The organism is Pedobacter sp., assembly GCF_040513095.1.
Lineage (GTDB): Bacteria > Bacteroidota > Bacteroidia > Sphingobacteriales > Sphingobacteriaceae > Pedobacter.
Genome location: NZ_JBEVDX010000197.1, coordinates 12,961 through 34,161, shown reverse-complemented (window position 1 = coordinate 34,161; position 21,201 = coordinate 12,961). Strand labels below are relative to the sequence as shown.

The 21,201-nt window shown below is 43.9% G+C and carries 17 protein-coding genes; 7 read left to right on the top strand and 10 right to left on the bottom strand.

The window, feature by feature from the left end:
* Positions 1–58 precede the first annotated feature (58 nt).
* Both ABWY16_RS21600 and ABWY16_RS21595 read right to left on the bottom strand, forming a co-directional pair.
* Positions 59–1,027: a gluconolaconase gene (locus tag ABWY16_RS21600; protein WP_353906745.1), complete on the bottom strand. Its 969-nt coding sequence runs from the start codon at positions 1,025–1,027 to the stop codon at positions 59–61.
* Position 1,028: 1 nt separating this feature from the next.
* Complete coding sequence (locus ABWY16_RS21595) at positions 1,029–2,228, bottom strand: PQQ-dependent sugar dehydrogenase (RefSeq protein ID WP_353906744.1); 1,200 nt, start codon at positions 2,226–2,228, stop codon at positions 1,029–1,031.
* Positions 2,229–2,459: 231 nt separating this feature from the next.
* Between ABWY16_RS21595 and ABWY16_RS21590 the strand changes: the two genes are divergently transcribed.
* The 3 genes from ABWY16_RS21590 to ABWY16_RS21580 all read left to right on the top strand — a co-directional run bounded on the left by ABWY16_RS21590 (position 2,460) and on the right by ABWY16_RS21580 (position 9,144).
* Positions 2,460–3,767 (top strand): alkaline phosphatase family protein, encoded by a 1,308-nt coding sequence (locus tag ABWY16_RS21590; RefSeq protein WP_353906743.1) that lies wholly within the window; start codon positions 2,460–2,462, stop codon positions 3,765–3,767.
* Between the two features lie 346 nt (positions 3,768–4,113).
* On the top strand, positions 4,114–7,350 hold the full coding sequence (locus tag ABWY16_RS21585; protein ID WP_353906742.1) for a SusC/RagA family TonB-linked outer membrane protein: 3,237 nt from the start codon (positions 4,114–4,116) through the stop codon (positions 7,348–7,350).
* A gap of 18 nt (positions 7,351–7,368) precedes the next feature.
* Positions 7,369–9,144, top strand: coding sequence for a RagB/SusD family nutrient uptake outer membrane protein (locus tag ABWY16_RS21580; RefSeq protein WP_353906741.1), 1,776 nt, complete (start codon positions 7,369–7,371; stop codon positions 9,142–9,144).
* Between the two features lie 86 nt (positions 9,145–9,230).
* Here ABWY16_RS21580 and ABWY16_RS21575 read toward each other — a convergent pair whose 3' ends face one another.
* On the bottom strand, positions 9,231–9,863 hold the full coding sequence (locus tag ABWY16_RS21575) for a flavin reductase family protein (protein WP_353906740.1): 633 nt from the start codon (positions 9,861–9,863) through the stop codon (positions 9,231–9,233).
* A 1-nt stretch (position 9,864) separates the two neighbouring features.
* Positions 9,865–10,581 carry an SDR family NAD(P)-dependent oxidoreductase gene (locus tag ABWY16_RS21570; RefSeq protein ID WP_353906739.1) on the bottom strand — a complete coding sequence of 239 codons (717 nt, stop codon included), beginning with the start codon at positions 10,579–10,581 and terminating at the stop codon, positions 9,865–9,867.
* 214 nt (positions 10,582–10,795) lie between these two features.
* Here ABWY16_RS21570 and ABWY16_RS21565 point away from each other — a divergent pair, with 214 nt between their 5' ends.
* From ABWY16_RS21565 to nudK, 3 genes are all read left to right on the top strand, one after another.
* Entirely contained in the window at positions 10,796–11,368 is a 573-nt protein-coding gene (locus ABWY16_RS21565; RefSeq protein WP_353906738.1) for a Crp/Fnr family transcriptional regulator, read from the top strand.
* Between the two features lie 69 nt (positions 11,369–11,437).
* Positions 11,438–11,794, top strand: a complete 357-nt coding sequence (locus ABWY16_RS21560; protein ID WP_353906737.1) for a DUF4406 domain-containing protein — start codon at positions 11,438–11,440, stop codon at positions 11,792–11,794.
* A complete protein-coding gene (gene nudK, locus ABWY16_RS21555; RefSeq protein ID WP_353906736.1) occupies positions 11,784–12,356 on the top strand; it encodes a GDP-mannose pyrophosphatase NudK in 573 nt (190 codons plus the stop codon). The genes ABWY16_RS21560 and nudK overlap by 11 nt, the downstream gene beginning before the upstream one ends.
* A gap of 97 nt (positions 12,357–12,453) precedes the next feature.
* On the opposite strand, the gene ABWY16_RS21550 is transcribed toward nudK, so the two are convergent.
* Positions 12,454–13,407, bottom strand: a complete 954-nt coding sequence (locus tag ABWY16_RS21550) for an aldo/keto reductase (protein WP_353906735.1) — start codon at positions 13,405–13,407, stop codon at positions 12,454–12,456.
* 129 nt (positions 13,408–13,536) lie between these two features.
* Here ABWY16_RS21550 and ABWY16_RS21545 point away from each other — a divergent pair, with 129 nt between their 5' ends.
* A complete protein-coding gene (locus ABWY16_RS21545) occupies positions 13,537–15,102 on the top strand; it encodes a serine hydrolase (RefSeq protein ID WP_353906734.1) in 1,566 nt (521 codons plus the stop codon).
* Between the two features lie 52 nt (positions 15,103–15,154).
* Here the strand turns inward: ABWY16_RS21545 and ABWY16_RS21540 are convergent, their stop codons facing one another.
* From ABWY16_RS21540 to ABWY16_RS21520, 5 genes are all read right to left on the bottom strand, one after another.
* Positions 15,155–15,703 carry a dihydrofolate reductase family protein gene (locus ABWY16_RS21540; protein ID WP_353906733.1) on the bottom strand — a complete coding sequence of 183 codons (549 nt, stop codon included), beginning with the start codon at positions 15,701–15,703 and terminating at the stop codon, positions 15,155–15,157.
* A gap of 162 nt (positions 15,704–15,865) precedes the next feature.
* Positions 15,866–16,549: a TetR/AcrR family transcriptional regulator gene (locus tag ABWY16_RS21535; RefSeq protein ID WP_353906732.1), complete on the bottom strand. Its 684-nt coding sequence runs from the start codon at positions 16,547–16,549 to the stop codon at positions 15,866–15,868.
* A 118-nt stretch (positions 16,550–16,667) separates the two neighbouring features.
* On the bottom strand, positions 16,668–18,224 hold the full coding sequence (locus ABWY16_RS21530; RefSeq protein WP_353906731.1) for an alpha-N-arabinofuranosidase: 1,557 nt from the start codon (positions 18,222–18,224) through the stop codon (positions 16,668–16,670).
* Between the two features lie 106 nt (positions 18,225–18,330).
* Positions 18,331–19,299 carry a hypothetical protein gene (locus ABWY16_RS21525; protein ID WP_353906730.1) on the bottom strand — a complete coding sequence of 323 codons (969 nt, stop codon included), beginning with the start codon at positions 19,297–19,299 and terminating at the stop codon, positions 18,331–18,333.
* 36 nt (positions 19,300–19,335) lie between these two features.
* Positions 19,336–21,192: a RagB/SusD family nutrient uptake outer membrane protein gene (locus ABWY16_RS21520; protein ID WP_353906729.1), complete on the bottom strand. Its 1,857-nt coding sequence runs from the start codon at positions 21,190–21,192 to the stop codon at positions 19,336–19,338.
* Positions 21,193–21,201: the final 9 nt, after the last annotated feature.

Genomic DNA, 21,201 nt, shown 5'->3' with positions numbered 1-21,201 from the left:
ATAAGACAACAGACCCCTTAAGGTCTGTTGAATACTGTATGTTTCGATTGTCATCAATCTATAAAGGCTTATAAATTACCTTTTGTATGGCAAAGGTTTTCACAGGCACTGCATTGCTGTCAAGCAGCTGGCTCAACTGGGCATTCATCACCCAAATGTCGTTACCGTTTTGTGTTGCAGTAGAAGGATAGGTAAACCTGTCTTCTGTCTGTGTGGAAGCTATAACTTTTGCGCTGGTCCAATTGTCGTTACTGCTGAGTTTGTAAATCTTATCAATCCCACCATTGACTACCATTGTAAGGGTGTTCCTGTCACCAAGCAGCAAACCGTCAGCTCCCAGAAAATACTGGTCTATCGCAATCTTTTTCACCTGGGAAGGATTCTTCAGCTCTATTTTGAAAAGCTGGCCTTTGGCGCTGTTATCAACAACCAGATATCCATCGGGATGGAACACTATACCATTCAGTCCTACTCCTTCGGTCTTGAACATTTCATCTTTGGCAAATAGAGAAGCTTTACCATCAGGCGTAACCTTATAGACCGCGCCTGCATAGCTATCAGTAACGTATGCATTTTTCATGTTATCAAAAGCGAGGTCATTGATAAAATGTTTACCAGGTACCAGTCTGGAAAGATCAACATCAGAAAGCTTTTTGCCCGTATTAATGTCAATACTGATCAGTCTGGCCAATTTCATACGTGTAGCCGGATTTGTATACTTACTATAGTTGGCATCTGATACACATGCGAACAGGCTTTTCCCATCTGGATGAACTTTTAATCCGTAAGTAGATTTCAGCGTACTGTCTGCATGCAAAACAGTATATGCCCCGCGGGGTGTAACTTTACCTATGCTACCAAGCCTGGCAGATGAAACGTAATATACATTGGCGGCTTTGTTGTAGACAAGCCCTTCGGGATAACTTCCCGGTGCATCAAATTCCAGTCTTGGAGAAGGCTCCGGACTTGTAGCGGCAATTGTTGCAATGCCAACTGCGGCGATCGCGATATAGCTGAATACTTTCATCTTATTTCGTTTTTTTAACAGCGTAAATATTTCCTGATGCATCATCTGAGATGTATACAGTACCGTTTTTTGTAATGGTTATTCCAGCAGGCCTGCCAAAACGCGATTCGTCCTGAAGGAAACCTGTAAGAAAGTCTTCGGCTTTTACTGCCATTCCTTTTTCAAAATGGATACGCTGAACCTTGTATCCTACCGGAGTCGCAGCATTCCATGATCCATGCCATGCTACCAGTCCGTCTCCCGACCAGTCTTCAGGAATGTTTGCGGCACCATCGAAGAAGGTAAAGGCAATTGGGGCCATGTGGGCAGTCATTTCCAAAACGGAAGGCTGCGTACCTTTCACTACTTCTTCCTTGCTGTTTCCTGCCGGATCTTCACGACTTTTGTCGACCTCCCTTTTGCCATAGGCATAAGGAAATCCATAATCACCGCCTTTGATAATACGGTTTATTTCCTCCGGTGGCCAGTCGCTCCCCTTGGTATCTCCTCCATTGTCAATTCCCCACATTTCTTTTGTTTGTGGCTGCCAGTCGAAACCAATAGTGTTACGCAGGCCACTCGCATAAATTGTCCTGCCCCATGTTTTGGGATCTACCTGCAGCATTACCGCTGTTTCTTTATCGCTTTCCTTGCAATCATTGCAAAGGGAACCCACACTGATATATAACATTCCATCCGGTCCAAAATCCATTGTACGGTTAGGATGCTGCCCACCATCCGGAAGGTCTTTAATCAGTAACTCTGAAGCACTGGTATTGAGTGTACCGTCAGGTTTAACAGGATATCTGCGTACTTCATTACTGTTGCAGAGGTACATCCAGCCGTCTTTCATGGTTATGCCATGGACACCCTTAAAGTTAGCCACAACAGTGACCAGGTTTTCAAACTTGCTGTCGCCATCTTTATCCTGCAGCAGCAATACGTCGCCCCCGTCGCGTCGGGTAACATATACATTGCCTTCGGGGCTCGTGTAAAGCATCCTCGGCTTGCCCAGGCCCGAAGCCGCAACCGAGACTTCAAAACCTTTTGGAACTTGCAGCAGCTTAACCATCTCAGGCTTATAGTCCATCACCTGTGCATATTTAATTACAGAAGTGAAAGTAGTAACGTCCTTTACAGGGAGGCCACGCTGTGCATTTGCCGCTCCAGCACCAAGGAGCATCGCAAATGAAGAGAGATAAAATAATTTTTTGTTTTTCATAAGTTACGTAGAATGGTTTTGTAACACACATGGCAGGCTTAAGTTTTTAAATACATAAAGCGGATCGAAACTTGCTACTCTTAATTGTTGTAATGGTAGAGAAACCCGCGCGAGGTAAAATAGCAGGTTTTACATTAATGATAGCATAATAATAAGTTAACAATATTACAGAGACATTTACCCATCCTGCTTAAAGGATCAACATAATTTCAGTAACAGAGACATCAATTTATGAAAAAACAATTATCAATAGCCTTCCTCAGCATCTTTATGGCAACGGGACAGCTTATGGCGCAGACTGCCAAACACGTAATCTTTCTTACTATTGACGGCTTCAGGCCGGATTTCTACCTTGACAGCGAATGGAAAACTCCAACCCTGCGCGCACTGATGAAGGACGGCGCCTATGCCAAAGGAGTGAACAGCGTATTCCCCTCTATGACCTACCCCTCACACACTACTATAGTAACAGGTGTGCAGCCGGCTAAACACGGCATATATTACAACAACATCTTTACGCCTGACGGCGCACAGCAACAGCCTTACTGGCAGGACAGTTCCATCCATGTAACAACAATCTGGAAAGCAGCCAAAGAGAAAGGCATGACCGTTGCGTCACTGTACTGGCCGGTATCAGCCAATGCTCCCGTAGATTACAACATTCCTGACATTGGTAGCCTGGGCGATGAAGTCCGCGAGCAGTATTCCTTACCAAAAGGATTTTATGCCGATGTAAAAAAAGAAGTGTTCGGTGGCGTCGACAAGATCGATGCAGGAAAAAATCAGAACGTGGCAAAAATTGCAGCATACGTAATCAGGAAAAGCCAGCCTCAGCTAATGACCATACATTTATTTTCTGTTGATCACGCTGAACACATGCAGGGCCGCCAGGGTGAAGAAGTCCATGAAGCAGTAGCCGATGCGGATGAAGCTGTTGGAATAATCATAGACGCACTGAAAGCAGCGGGGACATGGGAAAACACAGTTTTGATGATAGGTGGTGACCATGGGTTCTACGATGTAAAAAAGACGGTTTCTCCCAATGTCTGGCTAAAAGAAGCCGGCTTGCTCAACGACCTGAAAAGCGGCGACTGGAAAGCGCAGTTTAACAGCTCAGGGGGCTCTGCTTACCTTTATCTCAAAGACCCCTCTGATCAATCGACGATCACTAAAGTAAAAGCACTATTGACTGCACAACCTGACAGCATTAAACAATACTACCGTATAATCAGTAAAGAGCAGCTTACAAAAGGTGGTTTTAACCCCAATGTTGCTTTTGCAGTTACCGGCGAGCATGACGCAGCTTTCAGCAATGCAACTACCGGCGATGCAGTCAAAGCAGGCAAAGGTGGTACACACGGGCATTTCCCGGATACAAAAAATATCCGCACAGGCCTGGTGGCTCATGGTCCCGGCATCCGCAAAGGTGCTGTAATTGATGAGATGAACCTGCGCGATATGGCTCCGGTTATCGTAAAACTTCTTGGTCTTTCTTTTCCGCAGGTTGATGGGAAAATCCCTGCCGGATTATTGAAATAAGCTAAGTACTCCGGATATCAGCTCAGCTTCATATCCGGAGTACCTTTTTCCCCCGCCCACCTCAGGCTTCTTTTTGACAACAAGTCAATATCTCTTTCTGCTTCAATTTTAACATGGGATCTGAAAATTGTGATCCTCATACATCTAAGAATTCACATTCAAAGATGCTTTTTAATACAATTTTAATGTGAATCACAAAGATCCCCGTTATGATTATCTAATTATGAAATTGTAACCTGCGGATTAACTCATTCCTAATTTCAAATGTTAAATTCACGCAGGTTTATCTTTTGTTTGATATAGCATTAATACGCACACCATAAGTTTGCCGCCAAACTTAAAGCGTATGATTTTAAAAATTACAACAAAATTAATCAGAAAGATCTTGCCAGTAACCCTGCTGTTTTTCTGTACCAGCGTTTTTGCGCAGGCACAGTCGGTACAGGGTACGGTTACAGACAATGAGAATCAACCCATACCCGGCGTAAACGTCGTAGTCAAGGGAGAAAAAACACATGCAGTAACAGATGCTGCAGGAAAGTATATTTTACAGAATGTAAATGATAAGGCAACACTAGTATTTTCATCTATCGGATACATCACACAGGAGTTGGCCCCGGGGACAAGAACAACTTTTAATATACGCCTTGCATCGGATGCTAAAACGTTAAACGAGACTGTAGTAGTGGGTTATGGTGTCCAGAAAAAAGCAAACCTTACTGGTGCCGTAGACCAGGTAAGAAGTGACGCTTTACAAGGCCGCCCTATTCCCAACCTTACCCAGGGTTTGCAGGGGGTATTGCCCAACCTGAATATTACAATGGCTGATGGTAAACCTACGCAATCGCCCAAATACAATATCCGCGGTATGACCTCTATCGGTCAGGGAGGCAGTGCGCTGATCCTGGTAGATGGATTTGAAGGCGATGCCAGCTTACTGAATCCCAATGACGTTGAGTCGGTATCCATCCTGAAAGATGCGGCTTCTGCTGCAATCTATGGTGCCCGCGGTGCTTTCGGCGTTGTGCTCATCACCACTAAAAAAGCAGAAAAAGGAAGGACCAGCATCGCCTATTCTTCCAACTTCGCGGTCAAAAACCCATTACAGACTCCAGACTTTGTTACCGACGGATATACCTGGGCTAAAATGTTTGCCGAAGCCTTTGTTAACGGTGACGGTGCCTTCCCTCAGAATGCAAACAAAACACAGAAATTTTCTCAGGCTTACCTGGATGAGTTTAAAAGACGTGTAGAATCTGGTCAGCCCTACAATCAGGTGGAAGTTAACCCTACAACCGGCGAATACACTTATTACGGGAGTACCGACTGGTATAAAGAGTTGTACAGAAAGAATGCTTTTGCTCAGGAGCACAATATATCTATCACCGGCAGCAGCGATAAGGCCGATTTTTACTTGTCGGGACGCACTCTTGGCCAGGATGGATTGTTCAGGTACAACTCCGATGATTACAGTATGAAAAACCTGCGCGCAAAAGGCGGTGTACAGGTCTTCCCCTGGTTACGTATCGAAAATAACGCCGATTACTCTGTAATGAACTACCACAACCCTATAAACGTGGGTGAAGGGGGCGGTATCTGGAGAAACATCGCAGATGAGGGCCACCCTACTGTGCCTATGCTCAACCCTGACGGATCTTTAACTTTCACTGGTGCTTATACGGTGGGCGACTTCTATCTGGGAAAAAATGGAATAGACACAAAAAAGCAGGTGTTTCGGAATATCACCGGATTAAGATCCAGCTTCTTCAATAACAAGTTCCGCGTTAACGCCGATTTCACTTTCAGGGATACCAACGTGGATACCGAACAGAAGCGTGTACAGGTTCCTTACAGCACCGGTGTTGGTCAGCTTGCCTATGTAGGTACTACCACAAATGACCTGAAGTTCGATCAGAGAGAAACACAGTACCTTGCCACAAATGTGTACGCTGAATATGAAGAAACCTTCAAAACCGACCATTATTTCAAAATCATGGCTGGTTATAACTATGAGCAGTCTACCTACAATAAACTATTGGTACAGCGCAACGGCCTCATCTTCGAAGATGCTGATGATTTGAACCTGGCACTCGGTAATTCTATTAATACAGGCGGAGGTTATGAGCAATGGGCCATCATGGGCGGCTTCTCAAGGTTAAACTATTCCTTCAAAAATAAATACCTAGTAGAAGTAAACGCTCGCTATGACGGATCATCCAAATTCCCTTCAGACGAGCGCTATGGTTTCTTCCCTTCGGTCTCTGCCGGATGGAGAATCAACCAGGAGTCGTTCTGGAAGGTATCGCCGAAGGTAGTTTCCGATCTGAAACTGCGTGCATCCTATGGTTCATTAGGAAACGGAAATATCGATTCCTATGCTTACCAGGAACTATTTAACATCACCCAGGCCAACTATATCCTCAACGGCACCAAACCACAGACTACAAAAATACCTGCGGTATTGCCCGATGGAATTACCTGGGAAACTTCAACAACAACCAACCTTGGTATAGACCTTGGAATGTTCAATAACCGCTTAAACTTTACAGGTGATGTATATGTAAGGAACACTACAGATATGTTTACCGTAGGTTTAACTGCGCCGGCAACTTACGGAGCAACAGTACCAAAGGGCAACTATGCGGATCTGCGCACCAAAGGTTGGGAGGCTTCGGTTTCATGGAGCGACCTGATCGGCAATTCAAGCAAACCTGTACGTTACAACGTGCGGCTGACTGTTGCTGATAACAAATCAAAAATCACAAGATACAACAACCCTGATAAACTGCTGAGCGATTACTACGAAGGCCAGAACATCGGCGAAATCTGGGGTTACGAGACCGAAGGTTTCTTCATCGACCAGGCTGATATAGACTCACACGCCAAGCAGAGCCCGCAGATGAGGGCCTCTCCAACCAATATCTGGGCACCAGGTGATATCAAACTGAAAGACCTGAATGGTGATGGCCTGATCAACGTAGGCAACAACTCTGTGAGTAATCCCGGTGACAGAAAAATCATTGGTAACAAATCTGCCCGTTACTTATACAGCATCAACTTTGGCGCAGAATACAACAACTTCTTCTTCAGCACTTTTCTGCAGGGTGTAGGTAAACAGCAGTGGTATCCGAGTACAGAAACGGAGATGTTTTGGGGCCAGTACAACAGGCCATATAACAACATCCCTAATTTCCAGGTGGGTAACATGTGGACACCCACCAATACTGATGCTTACTTCCCAAGGACCATGTCGCGCGCTGCATCAAGTGACACCAACAGGGAACTAGGCGTGGCACAAACCAAATATCTTCAGAATGTGGCCTACCTGAGGATGAAAAATCTGCAGGTCGGTTATAACCTGCCGGCAAGACTGGTTTCTAAAATCGGTGCCCGCACGGCGAAGGTTTTCTTCTCAGGAGAGAACATGTTCACCTGGTCGCCTTTATACAAAGTCGTAAAAAATATAGATGTGGAAAATGCTGTTCCTTCGGATAAGGACCTGAATGAAAACTCAACCAATGGTGATGGGTACAACTATCCCCTGATGAAAAGTTACTCTTTGGGACTAAGCGTGGTATTTTAATAGTAAAGATCAATGAAAATGAGAAAACAATATATATGGATCCTGCTGAGCGTTTTGAGCTTCTGCGCTTGTAAAAAGCTGGATCAGGAACCCGAGTCTACCGCTACAAGATCAGCTGTTTTTGGCACTGAAAGCGGCTTAAGATTATACAGCAATTCATTCTATGGTATGGATTTCCTGCCTAAAAACTCCACCAGCAAGGACGCTATGTCTGATTACCTGGCGGTAAAGAGCGTTAACAATTTCATCAGGCCGGGAGGTTTCTCTTCTACCTCAGATACAAGCTGGCAATGGAAGGACCTCCGCAACATCAATTATTTTATTGAAAACTGCAATGACCCACGTGTGCCTGCAGCGATAAGAAACAACTATCTGGGGATTGCCAGGTATTACCGGGCTTATTTCTATATGGAGAAAGTGAAACGCTTTGGCGATGTACCCTGGATCGGTAAACCGCTGGATGTGAATGATCCAAAACTGGTTGCCGGCAGGGATAAACGGGAGCTGGTAATGGATTCTGTGCTGGCAGATATTAATTTTGCCTGTGCAAACATTTCCGCTACCAGCGATGCGAGCCGCACCACGGTCACTAAATACGTAGCATACGCTTATAAATCAAGAATATGCCTTTTTGAAGGTACATATAGAAAGTACCATACAGAACTGAACTTGTCTTCTTCTGCAAATACATGGCTTGAAAATGCTGCAAGTGCCGCGAAGGAAGTTATGGACAAAGGCGGCTACAGTCTGAATACTACAGGTGGCGCAGGTGTTTCGTACCGTCAGGTATTTACCAGCTCAGCGCCTGTCGCTTCCGAAGTATTACAGTCTGCAGTAGCAGACGTAAATCTGGGCGTGCTGAATGAAGCAAACTGGTGGTGGACAAGCGGCACATACGGAGAGAAAGCCAGCTTTACCAGAACTTTCATCAACACCTATCTTAACATTGACGGAACTCCTTACACCAACAATCCGGCTTATCCAACAATGTTGTTTAAAGACGAAGTTAAAAACAGGGATCTGAGGTTGAAGCAGACTATCCGCTCGGGCGATTACAAGCGGATCAGCAACGGAGTGCAGGTACCTGCCCCACCGGTTTTCTCATATACCTTTACAGGATATCAGCCAATTAAATGGACGCTGGATGACATGTATTACGATGCAGGTGCCTTAAATATCAATGCTATTGCACTTTTCAGATATGCTGAAGTACTGCTCAATTATGCAGAGGCAAAGGCCGAACTGGGTACCCTGACCAACGGAGATTGGGCAACCACAGTTGGAGCCCTGAGATCCAGAGCCGGCATCACCGGTGGTCTTTCTACTAAACCTACTGTTGCCGATCCTTACCTGGTAACAAATTATTTCCCGGGCATCACTGATCCAACCATCCTGGAAATCAGAAGGGAAAGAGGGATCGAGCTGAGCCTCGAAGGTTTCCGCTTCAGCGATATCCTGAGATGGAAAAGAGGTTCGCTGATGAATCAGGAATGGAATGGATTTTACGTCCCTGCACTAAATACGCCAATGGACCTGAATGAGGATGGGATCCTTGACGTAGCATTCTACCAGGGTACGCAACCTGCAGCTGTAGCTGGAGTAACATATGTAAACGTTTCACCTACCATAGGAAGCGCAGTGAATTCTCAGCGTTTAAAGAACACCACTTTTGGCGAACTTACCTGGATGAATGAGATTGCGAGACAATGGGACGATAAGATGTACTACTATCCTATTCCGCAGCGCGATTTACAGAAGAACCCTGCCCTGGGACAAAATCCGGGTTGGCAATAACCTGCGGAAGCACCCCTTGAACAATATAAGGGCTGGATCATATTGATATGATCCAGCCTTTTGCATTATCCTAAGTTTTGAGGGCTTTACTTCACATGTGGTTCGGTGCCTGGTTTGGCATAAGCCAGCTGGCCTAATATCTCAGGTTGAAAGTAAGTATCTAACCCTGCTACCGTCAGTGTTTTTGCCTTAGCATGATCTACTGCACCATCCATTCCGATCAATGAATCCTCAGTAGATATATGCATGATCTCCCCCACTACGATGGTTGTCCCGTTGACTTTCATATCAATTAACTCACGCAGCTCCAATCCTATACGAACGGTTGACTGCGCTACAAAAGGTGCCTTGAAGCCTTCAGTATATTGCGTATCAAAACCACAAACTTCAAATTCAGATACCCCTGAAGGATAACTTGCACTTGTTTGGTGTGCCTTCATGTACCAGTCTGGCAGTACGTTGTTCAAAGTATATTGTCCTGTAGACCTGATATTGTGTAATGTGTCATTGTGCTCCCGTTCCGGTCTGATCACCATGCCTATCAGCGGAGGATTTGCCCCCAGATGGAAAGTAGAGCTGATTATACACAGGTTGGTGATACCATCACTGTTTGCTGTCCCCAGCAGATTCAGGGAACGGTAACCTATCAAACTATTGATCAGGTTTATCCGGTATTGTTTTTCCAGTTCTGAGATCCCGCTGCTTCTGATATTTATCATATTAACTCGTTTTTAAATTGCCCAGTCCCCCATCCACACCAATTATTTGTCCGGTCATCCAGCTGCTTTCGTCGCCTAACAGAAATGCAATCAGTTTACTGATATCTTCTGGCTGTCCTATTTTACCCAATGGATGCCTTTTGGCGGACGCTTCCCGTTTCTCTGGTGTGCTGAGCAGGTTTTGCGCCAAGGGCGTATCTGTTAATGAAGGTGCCACCACATTTACCCTGATTTGCTGATAAGCCAGCTCAGCCGCAAGGGATAGTGCCATTCCTTCTACAGCACCTTTTGCCGCCGCAACACTGGCGTGGTACGGCATTCCAACTTTAGCAGCAACGGTACTGATCAGTACTATTGAAGAACCAGCTGCATTTTTGATCGGTCTCATTGCCTTTTGGATAATTCGTGCTGCACCTGTAACATTCAGCTGGAAATCATGTAAAAAATCTTCTTCAGTTAGCCTGGCAAACGGCTTAAGGTTAATGCTTCCGACTGAATAAACCAGTCCGTCCAGTTTCTCGGGTAAAAATCCGTCAAGGCCATCCAGATTCCCTGTTACATCGCATTGAAGAAATTGAATCTCCTCCGGCCACTCTTCGGACGGCGATCTTGCGATGGCATAGATCTTAGCGTCATGCTGATGAAGTAGTTTAACCAGTGATAAGCCAATGCCCGAACTGGCACCCACAACAAGAATATTTTTCCCTGTAAAATTCATAATTTGATCTGTTCTCTTAAAAATAGGCTCTGTTCTAATCAGTGCCGGCTTTAGCAATAATTCACAAAGTTCAGTTCAGTAACATCCAAAACGAACTTATAGTTTGATTGTATATTTTCAAACCATTGAAGCTTTGACACATGCCCGCAGGGCCCATATTTCTTTTGTTATTGAATAGCTTAATAATTTTGATTATAAATTTTACATTTATCAAATGCCCGATAGTATTCTCAAGAACATAGCAAAACATATTCACCTGAGCGAAGAGGAAGCTGCTCTCTTCAGCACATTGGCTTCAGTTAAAACCTTGCCTAAAAAAACGCTCCTGCTACAGGCTGGTCAGGAATGCCGGCATTTAAGCTATGTACATTCCGGGGCACTGAGATCCTTCTATATTGATAAGGACGGGAAAGAATCTACGATCATGTTTGCTGTAGCTGATTGGTGGATTACTGATATGTATTGCTATCTGAACAGAAAACCAGCCATGACTCATATTGAAACCATAGAGGAAAGTATGATCTTCCAGATCAGCAGGTCAAACTTTGATCATCTGCTCGAAACAATACCAAAGTTTGAAAGATTTTTCAGGATACTGATGCAGAATGCCTACACACGCGAACAGTTAAGGGTGATGGAAAACTTATCTTTAACAGCAGAAGAAAGGTACCATAGCTTTGTTCAGAAATATCCGCAGATCGTCAGGCAGGTCACAAAAAAACAAATTGCTTCTTATCTTGGTATTACTCCCGAATTTCTGAGTACACTGAAAAAACCTGAAATATAATATGAGGTCTTAAGATACCTTAATTGTTTTCCTGTAATCTTTACCTCTATTTGTAAAAAGAAACAAGCTATGATGATATTAATTGCAGGCCCTTACAGAAGCGGCACTAACGATGACCCGGTTTTAATGCAGCAAAATTTGACTAAACTCGAGGCGATGGCTGTTCCACTATTCAGAAAAGGCCACGTACCGATAATAGGCGAATGGGTAGCCTTACCTATTATCCATCTCGCAGGTTCAGAATCTACCGGCGATGAGATCTGGAACGAAATCCAGTATCCCTGTGCACACCGTCTGCTTGAAAAATGTGATGCGATACTGCGAATCGAAGGCGCATCCAAAGGCGCTGATGAAGATGTAAAGATTGGCAGCGAAAGGGGATTAAAAATCTATTATGCTATAGACGAAGTTCCTGATGCAGAGTGAAAAGGTAAACATCCTGAAGACTGAGATTCTGTCAGATGATTGGTACACCCTGAGGAAAATAACCTACGCCTATTATAACAATGATGGGGCGATACAAAAGGTAAGCAGAGAGGCTTACGACCGGGGGAACGGCGCCACAATTTTGCTGTACAACAATGATTTGAAAACAGTGATCCTGACCAGGCAGTTCCGCCTGCCTACTTTTATCAATGGTAATGAATCGGGTATGCTTATAGAAACCTGCGCAGGCTTACTTGACAATGAAAATCCCGAAGACTGCATCAGAAGGGAAACTGAGGAGGAAACAGGTTACAAGGTCACAGGCGTGAAAAAGATATTTGAGGCTTATATGTCTCCTGGTTCAGTAACAGAGCTTGTTCATTTCTTTGTTGCTGAATATGCCAGGGATATGAAAGTCGCGCCAGGTGGTGGTGTGGAGCATGAGCAGGAAAATATTGAAGTATTAGAACTGGATATGGATGAGGCATACAGTATGATCGCTACTGGTGAGATCAGAGATGCGAAAACGATTATGTTGCTGCAGTATATGAAGATCAGCTGAAAACAGAACTGAAAATCATTTATTTGCCTGTTCATTTTCAGCTAATAAATTAAGATTTAAACGCTGACAGCCGCTATTGGTTGTCAGCGTAAAAGCTTTAATAACGGTTACCAGCAGTACTGTCGGGCGGGAAAATACTGTCTATTTCAGCCATTTCATCCGCGCTAAGCGTAATCTCTGCAGCTTTGATATTTTCTTCCAGATATTTTCTGCGTTTGGTTCCCGGAATAGGCACGATATCATCTCCTTTCGCCAACACCCAGGCTAAAGCCAGCTGCGAAGCCGTGTAGCCTTTCTGACTGGCAAGTTCATTGAGTTTCTCTACGATATGCAGGTTTTTCTGGAAGTTCTCACCAGAAAATCTCGGGTTATTTTTGCGCCAGTCGCCCTCTTCAAAATCCTGCGGACTTTTTATTGCTCCGGTCAGGAAACCACGGCCCAGGGGGCTGTAAGGTACAAAGCCTATCCCCAAGTCACGTACGGTATCCAGCACGCCATTGCTTTCCACTTCCCTTGTCCAGAGAGACAGCTCGGTCTGCAGGGCAGTGATCGGGTGTACTGCGTGGGCACGTCTGATAATTGCAGGTTCAGCTTCCGATAAACCGATATAACGGATTTTACCTTCCTGTATCAGATCGGCAAGTGCGCCGACAGTATCTTCAATCGGAGTATCCGGATCCATCCTGTGTTGGTAATACAAGTCGATCGTTTCTATGCCCAGGCGCTTTAAGCTGCCTTCAACTGATTTATATACGTTTTCCCTGCTGCCATCCAGTTTTGTGACCCCGTCATTGTTATGCACACCAAACTTTGTCGCGATGACCAGCCCGTTACGTATGCCTTTGATCGTTTTGCCCAGCAACTCTTCGTTGGTATAGGGCCCATACATTTCTGCTGTATCCAGGAAGTTAACACCAAGATCCAATGCACGATGGATAGTAGCTACAGATTCTTCGTCATCCCGGTAGCCATAAAAAGCACTCATTCCCATCAAGCCAAGTCCTATGGCCGAAACCTCCGGTCCATTTTTACCTAATTTTCTATGTTTCATCTTTTTATCTTATTATCTTTAAATAATTATTTGATAAACAGAACCGGAACTGAATGGTTTGAGTTTTAAAATATTATTTACCGGTAGTTTAATATTTTATTATATTTAAGAGCCATTTAAATTTCCCTGATGAAATCTACTCTATCGCTCAAAAAGTTGCTTTTTATTCTTGTCCTATTCTCAACAACTCAATTAAATGCCCAGGTATTAACATCAAAACAGATTGATAGTATTTCTGAAAAGGTATTGAGCACCTTTAAGGTACCCGGCATAGCAGTAGCCGTGATTAAAGATGGTCAGGTTATACACTCAAAAGGTTATGGCCTGCGGTCCTTAAAATCCGGAAAAAAGACCGATGAAAACACTGTATTTGCAATTGCGTCAAACACTAAAGCCTTTACTGCAGCAGCCCTGGGTATTTTGATTGACGAGAAGAAACTTAGCTGGGATACTAAAGTTACTGACGTAATCCCTGAGTTTAAAATGTTCGATCCCTACGTTACAGCTGAGTTCACTATTACTGATCTGCTTTCTCACCGAAGTGGCTTAGGATTAGGTGCCGGAGATTTAATGTTTTGGCCGGATTCGTCCATAGTCACCAAAAAACAGGTTATCCATAATCTAAGATACTTAAAACCTGTGTCAGGCTTCCGTACCAAATGGGATTACGATAACTTACTCTATATAGTTGCCGGAGAGGTCATCGAAAGGGTTTCAGGAATGAAGTATGAAGATTTCGTTGAAACTCGCATCATGCAGCCTTTGGGCATGACAAATAGTGCATTATCATTTAACCGGTTAAAAAATAAGAGCAATGTTATAGATGCACATGCACCGGTAAATGGTGTAATAACAGCAATCCCAAGAAATTTTAGTGAGAGCAGCAATGCAGCCGGAGGGATAAATACGAGTGTCAAAGATCTGAGCAAATGGGTGATTACACAATTGAATGGCCGCAAATATGGCGAGAAGCTAGAAAAGACCTTATTCAGTAAAAGCGCCCAAAATAAGATGTGGACTTTGCAAAGTATTATCCCAACACAAACAGGCTTATATAATACGCACTTTTTCGGGTACGGTTTAGGCTGGTTTTTGAGTGATGAAAATGGCTATTTTGTTGCAGAACATACAGGTGGTTTAGCTGGAATGGTGAGTGAAGTTACTTTAATACCGGAATTGAAATTGGGCATCATCGTTTTAACCAACCAGCAATCCGGCGGTGCATACTACTCCATTACCAATTCCATAAAAGACGGATACTTCGGCATTAAAGGAAAGGACCGGATAAAAGAACAGGATGATGATGAGAAGGCCGGAAAAGAGTACGGTAAAAAGGCAACCGACAAAGTTTGGGCTGATATTGAGGCAGAACTAAAGAACACTGCCAATAAACCTGATATTAAATATTATCTTGGAACATATGCGGATGTCTGGTTTGGCGATGTAACTATCAGTGACCAGAATGGAAAGCTGCATTTTCAGTCGCGGAACTCACCAGCGCTAAAAGGCGATATGGTTTACTATAAGGGGAATACATTCATTATTAAATGGTATGACAGAAGCTTTGATGCGGATGCATTCGTTAACTTCTCTCTGGATAATAACGGGGTACCAAACGGCTTTAAAATGCAAGCGATCTCTCCCTTAACGGATTTCAGTTTTGATTTTCAGGACCTGGATTTAAAGAGAAAATAACAAAGGACCTACCCGTTTTGAAGGATGTTCAGTTCATCTTAACAAGCGGAGTTTATTTCAGGTAATGAAGCGCTGTACAACCAGATTTAAATACTTCAGTATTTACCAGTTTTAAATTCTGCACTTCCTTAAGATGTGTATCTTCAAACAACCTTCTCCCCTGCCCTGCAATTACAGGGTGAACAAAAAAATAAAATTCATCAATCAAACCCATGGCCATTAATTGCGAAGGCAGGTCTATTCCACCAATTGAAATGTTTCTTCCCGGTTTTTGTTTCAATTTCATTACTTCATCAGCAAGATCTGAACGAACCAGCCTGGTATTGCCTTCAACCTTAGTCAACGACCGCGAAAAAACAACTTTATCAATGGCATCAAAGGTTTCCGCAAACTTATTTATGGATGCAGTCCCGGATTTTGCACGGGCGAGGTCTGGCCAGTAAGGAACCATCAGTTCATAAGTTTTACGCCCATAGATGATCAGATCAACATCCTTCATCAAATGAGTGAAATAATCGTGTGTCTCTTCGCTGCCACCAAATTTGGTGTGATCGCAGCAGCCATCTGCCGAAAGATTGATACCATAGCTTATTTTTCTCATCTGATCAGTTTTAGTTCTTTCCTATTCCTGTTATTAGTATACATACCGGTTGCTCAGGATACAGTTCAAAAGTAATATACTGTTTATAGCAGAGTGAGGGTTGTTCGCGACAAAATCAGGGGCCATTTTAACCTTGTTTCAGCAGCATCTTTAATCAGAATCCTACAAAGTAGTTGTGCGGTCATAAGCCATATCAATAATCTGTTTCAGTGCCTCTTTGATTTCCTTCTGTCCCGATTTCTTATTCAGGTCTATCCCGCAGAAAGGGTTTTCCAGCATCTTTGCATGCAATGTCAGGTAATAAACGCCACCCATTAACACAGCATACATGGCCCTGAGGTTTTTCTCACTCAGCTCAGAATGGTTTTCGATCACTCCGCTAAGGATCTGTTCTCCTATGTTTTCACGCTTTAAATCCAGTTCCTTCAGCATTGGCAGTTTTTCGCTCAAACCCCAGGTAATGATCCTGCGCATTTCCTCATTTGTGATCAGGCTGTCAAACTGGTTTTCAAGCACAGAAAAAGCAAGCGTTCTACCGGCGTCAGTCTTGTTGGCATCCACTATATCATCTATGTCTTCTGCACTTATCTTCCAATAGTCGTTCCTGTTAAGGTACTCCTTTACTACGCCATCGAGGCCACCAAAATAATCGTAAATAATTCTCCGGTCTACTTTCGCCTCATCGGCCACTCTGCTTATACTTAATCCCGCAAATCCGTCCTTCTTCAGTAAATTTCCTAAAGCTGTGATCACACTTGTTTTGGTACGTTCTTTATTTCGCAGGGGCCCATCTGTAACTTTCCTTGCCATTTGATCCAACTTTGGCGCAATTTGCGACTTTTTCATGCACCATCAAAGGTTTTGGGCCATAAACCTCAGCCAAATCCCACAACCATACATTTTGCTGCAGGAAAAATAACACCCGCAGACAAATTTCCCCGGGATAAGCAACAAACAATCCGATCTAGTTTACCATCTCCAGCACAACCACAGAAAAAGCTGGTATTTTCAGCTGCAATGTTTCTCCTTTCACAGAGAACTCCCTGAATACCGCTGGTTTTATAGCTTCAGGAGTTTCAAAAGTATTGCAGTCCTGCATTTGTTTTGAAGTAAGTATTCTGCCAGTTATCGTTTTGCCCTTTTTATCTTTTAACTCTATCGTCACCTGCTGGGTTTTCCGGGCATCAATATTCACAAGGCTAATATGCGTCAACTGGTTACTGTCAATAGAAGCTGATGCAGAAACTGCAGGTAATTTGTCAGCCCCAAAGGTATAGCTATTGGTCTTAACTGATACAGGTAATAACCTGGCGTTCTGGTGTACTGCGAACATTTCCATTACATGGTATGTAGGTGTTAAAATCATCTTTTCCTTATCCGTCAGAATCACGGCCTGCAAAACATTTACACATTGCGCGAGGTTGGCCATCCGTACCCTGTCGGCATGGTTATTAAACACATTAAGGGTAACACCGGCAATCATTGCATCGCGCATAGTATTTTGCTGAAACAGGAATCCGGGATTGGTATTCGGTTCTACATCATACCAGCCACCCCATTCATCTACTACCAGTGCCACCTTCTTTTTCGGATCATATTTATCCATAATTGCGGAATGTCTGGCTACCAGTTCTTCCATCCAAACAGCCTGTTTCATGGTTTTAAAATACTGGCCCTCATCGAATTTTGCTGCCGCCCCTTTTTCTTCCCAGTCTACATAAGAGTAATGGTGCATTGCAATCCCATCCAGCAGGTACAACGGGACATCTTTCATCAGCGTTTCGGTCCAGTGGTAATCATCGTTTTTAGCACCGGCAGCTACAAATGAAAGATGGTTTTTACCATCATTGCTCATAAACGAGGCATACTGACGGTAGAGATCAGCATAATATTCAACCCTCATATGGCCGCCACAACCATAAGTTTCGTTACCAATCCCCCAATACTTCACCTTCCAGGCTTTGTCGCGCCCGTTCTGCCTGCGCAGATCAGACATCGGACTTTTGGTGTCAAAATTTGTGTACTGCATCCAATCCACCATTTCCTGTACAGTACCAGTGCCCACATTGCCGGATATATAGGGTTCAGTTTCCAGCAGCTCGCAGAGGTTCAGGAAATCATGCGTTCCAAAACTATTGTCTTCAGTGACGTCTCCCCAGTTGGTATTTACAATTGAAGCCCTTTTATCTTTTGGCCCGATTCCATCTTTCCAGTGATAGGTGTCAGCAAAACATCCTCCGGGCCAGCGCAGGTTAGGAATCTTTAGTTTTTTCAATGCCTTAACAATGTCATTTCTTATTCCGTTTGTATTGGGTATTGTTTTATTCCCCTCACCTACATAAAAACCATCATAAATGCACCGTCCAAGGTGTTCTGCAAAATGTCCGTAGATATTTTTGCTGATGACTGTTTTGGATTCGGCAGTATCAAAAGTTATAGAATTCTGCGCAAATGAATTTACGGCGGCAATCATGCATGCACATAACCATAGTGTTTTTTTTCTTAGAGGATGAGCGTTCATATCAGTTAGACAGTTAAAAAACATAATTTGGGGATGAGCCACTATGTTTTTTCAATGACACCAGCTTCATCATCGAATGAAGTTAAGATAAAAAACGCTAATCCAATTATCTCTGCACTTTCACACTTACATTGATGTATGGCCTGCCCTGGTAATCTGAAGTTGCGGCATTGATGTACATCATTCCATATTTACCCTCAGGAGTAAGAAAGAATACTGCACTGCCTGCTGCCAGGCCACTTGCTGCCACAGTTGCAACCGTTGCACTGAGGTTGATGGTACGTGCCCTGGCCAGCGTTTCAATTGTTGATCCTGATATTGCTCCTGTAAGAAATGCAGTTGCCTGTCCTGTAACCGGCGCACTAAAACGTGTTGTTCTTTTAGGTGTCCAGGCACTGATGTCATACACGGCCAGCGGGTTCACAGGTACACCTGGCGAATATAAATTAATCACATATGACACCGCTGCGGGGGTAGAATTGGAAGCGAGCCTCCTGTAAATACCAAAATCTATTTTTGCTGAATTTGAGCCAGCTTCAGTATAATTAAAACCAGAAGCATCACTCAGTGAAAAGAAGCTGGGCAATGATTTTGCGACAGTATCAGGCAGATAGATGTTCCTGTTGGCATAGATCATATAACTAGGATTAACGTCAATCGTTACACTTTTTTTGCCGTCGCCAATAAATATTCCTTTTTGGTTGAGGGCATAGATGCGGTAGCTTGTTTTGCCATCACGGTCCATCACCAGTTTGATGATATTTGAAAAACTCCTCCGTTGCGCAGGGTTGGTAATTGTAAATACCGTACGCTCGGGAGTTTGGTTGCTGGCTGATTTTTCCACGGTATAGGAATACATATCTTCAGAGGCTGAATTAATTGTAAAATCAATCCATACTTCCTCCTTTTCGTTTACCGATTTATAGTCTGTAACACAGCGCGGATCACTGTTATTGTAGGTTACAGTCACTTCCGTAAACATGGTAAATATATTTTCAGAATCCTTTTTGCATCCCGTAAAACACAGTACAGTGAATACAATAAGGAGTAACTTTTGAATATTCTTGGTTTTCATTTTATTAGCTATTTAATCAGATACCTCTATTATTTTTTAATCAAGCGGATCAAACGTGCCGCCGGGCCAGCCAATTGTTGGAACGATGTTGGCCCCGAAATTCACAAAGTCGGCATGGAAAGTATAGAAATAATGAAATTCAGGAACGTTATAAGGCAGATAAGTAGCGTTGGTAACGATCACATTTCTGAAATACCTGTTATAAACGGTTTTATCATTAACGTTTATTGTTTCCCTGAACATCACCCCATTAGTTACCGCTTCAAGAACATTTTTATCACTCGTGGCGGCGAGCTGGATTTCCCTTTTGGACATACTTCCTGTCAGCAGGTGCATCGTGCGTGACCTTCGCAGATCCGCATTGCGCTTATTCTCGAAAGCAAATTCAATAAGCCGCTCGTTGAGGATCAAAGTCCTCAGTTCATCACCACCACCAGCAAGTCCTAATCCATAATCAGAATCCCCCTGCACTATTCCTGCCCTCACCCGGATCTGCCTCACCATGTCTTTTGCTCCAGAGATGTTTCCTGTTTCGTTCATACAATCCGCGTAATTCAGCATCACCTCGGCCAATCTCATTTCAATCCAGTCCATCCCGCTTCCTCCCAATCCATTTGAATACCTTACGGCACCAGAACCTAATCCCGGCGTGGTAAAGCGGCGCACATAGACGGCATTACCATTTGATTCGTTCACTGCTGTATTGTAGTTCCATTGTTTTCTTGTCGTATTTCCGCTCAGCGGATACAGGCTTCCGTTGTAGGCAAAGGTGGCTTCAAACCTGGGGTCTCTATTTTGCCAGAACATGATATCATCATAGGGATAGGCTGTTGATGTGCCCCTTGGTTTTCCATCCCTCATCGGATAGGCATCCAGCATTTTTGTAGTTGGCACATAGAACTGGTGGTACGATCCTCCTTCAGAGCCTGGCCTGCTGCGGTACTCCCCATCGTGCCCTCTCGCGTTAATGGTACTTGAATATGTTCTAACCATGATTGCTTCTGTGTTGGCAGTTCCTTCTGTACGGAAAATATCGTTGTAGTTGGGCATCAGTCTTTTTCCGGCCGCAAGGCATAAATCATACGCTTCTTTGTTTGCCTGCAGGGCCGTACTCCATTTCTCCTGTACAAAAGGGTGTTTGGGATCGTTTCTTGGATTAAACTGCGGACTAGCCATATAAAACAAAACCTTCGCTTTGATACACGTAGCGATCAGTTTGGTAATCTTTCCTCTTCCGGTTCCATCATCCGGATTAAAGCCTTCGAGCATCGTGATAGAGGTATTCAGATCATTTAAGATCGCCTGAAAACACTCCCGGGCACTTTTCCTGCCGCCCATATATACAGAATTCTCCAGTTGCGGCTCTAAAATCAGTGGTACACCACCGTAAACTTTAACCAATTCAAAGTAAGTGATTGCCCTTAGTGCGTGATACTGCCCAAGCAGCACCTTTTGCCTGTCCTGCGGCAATGATCCCTTAGGGACATTTCCAATGGCATCATTACATCTGGCGATATCCCAATATTTATTGTCACCTGGATTACCACGGTATTGATTCCCCACGAACCTCACATCATTATCACCCAGAACCCCCTGCAGTCCCAATGCAGCTCTTGCATTCACATCCAGATCGGGAAGGTAATTCTCATCACTCGCATAGTGTACCCCAAACCTGTCTGGAGCAACCTGCAGCGGGAAAGCTGCCATCACCACATCATATACCCTGTTTAAATGGAGCTGCACGGAACCTTCGTTATCCCAGATTGCTGCATCTATTCCTTCCGTGTCAGGCAAAAGGAAAAAATCATCCTTGTTTACGCATGCTGCCAAAGCAACCGTCAGCATTAGCATCAGAAAGGACTTCTTTATATTATTTTTCAGTTTATTGCTCATTGCTCAAAT

Coding starts and splice junctions, on each gene's coding strand:
- ABWY16_RS21565 (WP_353906738.1), top strand. CDS start 10,796: ATGCCCGATAGTATTCTCAAGAACATAGCAAAACATATTCACCTGAGC.
- ABWY16_RS21570 (WP_353906739.1), bottom strand. CDS start 10,581: ATGAATTTTACAGGGAAAAATATTCTTGTTGTGGGTGCCAGTTCGGGC.
- ABWY16_RS21520 (WP_353906729.1), bottom strand. CDS start 21,192: ATGAGCAATAAACTGAAAAATAATATAAAGAAGTCCTTTCTGATGCTA.
- ABWY16_RS21585 (WP_353906742.1), top strand. CDS start 4,114: ATGATTTTAAAAATTACAACAAAATTAATCAGAAAGATCTTGCCAGTA.
- ABWY16_RS21540 (WP_353906733.1), bottom strand. CDS start 15,703: ATGAGAAAAATAAGCTATGGTATCAATCTTTCGGCAGATGGCTGCTGC.
- ABWY16_RS21545 (WP_353906734.1), top strand. CDS start 13,537: ATGAAATCTACTCTATCGCTCAAAAAGTTGCTTTTTATTCTTGTCCTA.
- ABWY16_RS21525 (WP_353906730.1), bottom strand. CDS start 19,299: ATGAAAACCAAGAATATTCAAAAGTTACTCCTTATTGTATTCACTGTA.
- ABWY16_RS21600 (WP_353906745.1), bottom strand. CDS start 1,027: ATGAAAGTATTCAGCTATATCGCGATCGCCGCAGTTGGCATTGCAACA.
- ABWY16_RS21560 (WP_353906737.1), top strand. CDS start 11,438: ATGATGATATTAATTGCAGGCCCTTACAGAAGCGGCACTAACGATGAC.
- ABWY16_RS21535 (WP_353906732.1), bottom strand. CDS start 16,549: ATGAAAAAGTCGCAAATTGCGCCAAAGTTGGATCAAATGGCAAGGAAA.
- ABWY16_RS21530 (WP_353906731.1), bottom strand. CDS start 18,224: ATGAACGCTCATCCTCTAAGAAAAAAAACACTATGGTTATGTGCATGC.
- ABWY16_RS21595 (WP_353906744.1), bottom strand. CDS start 2,228: ATGAAAAACAAAAAATTATTTTATCTCTCTTCATTTGCGATGCTCCTT.
- ABWY16_RS21550 (WP_353906735.1), bottom strand. CDS start 13,407: ATGAAACATAGAAAATTAGGTAAAAATGGACCGGAGGTTTCGGCCATA.
- ABWY16_RS21580 (WP_353906741.1), top strand. CDS start 7,369: ATGAGAAAACAATATATATGGATCCTGCTGAGCGTTTTGAGCTTCTGC.
- nudK (WP_353906736.1), top strand. CDS start 11,784: ATGCAGAGTGAAAAGGTAAACATCCTGAAGACTGAGATTCTGTCAGAT.
- ABWY16_RS21575 (WP_353906740.1), bottom strand. CDS start 9,863: ATGATAAATATCAGAAGCAGCGGGATCTCAGAACTGGAAAAACAATAC.
- ABWY16_RS21590 (WP_353906743.1), top strand. CDS start 2,460: ATGAAAAAACAATTATCAATAGCCTTCCTCAGCATCTTTATGGCAACG.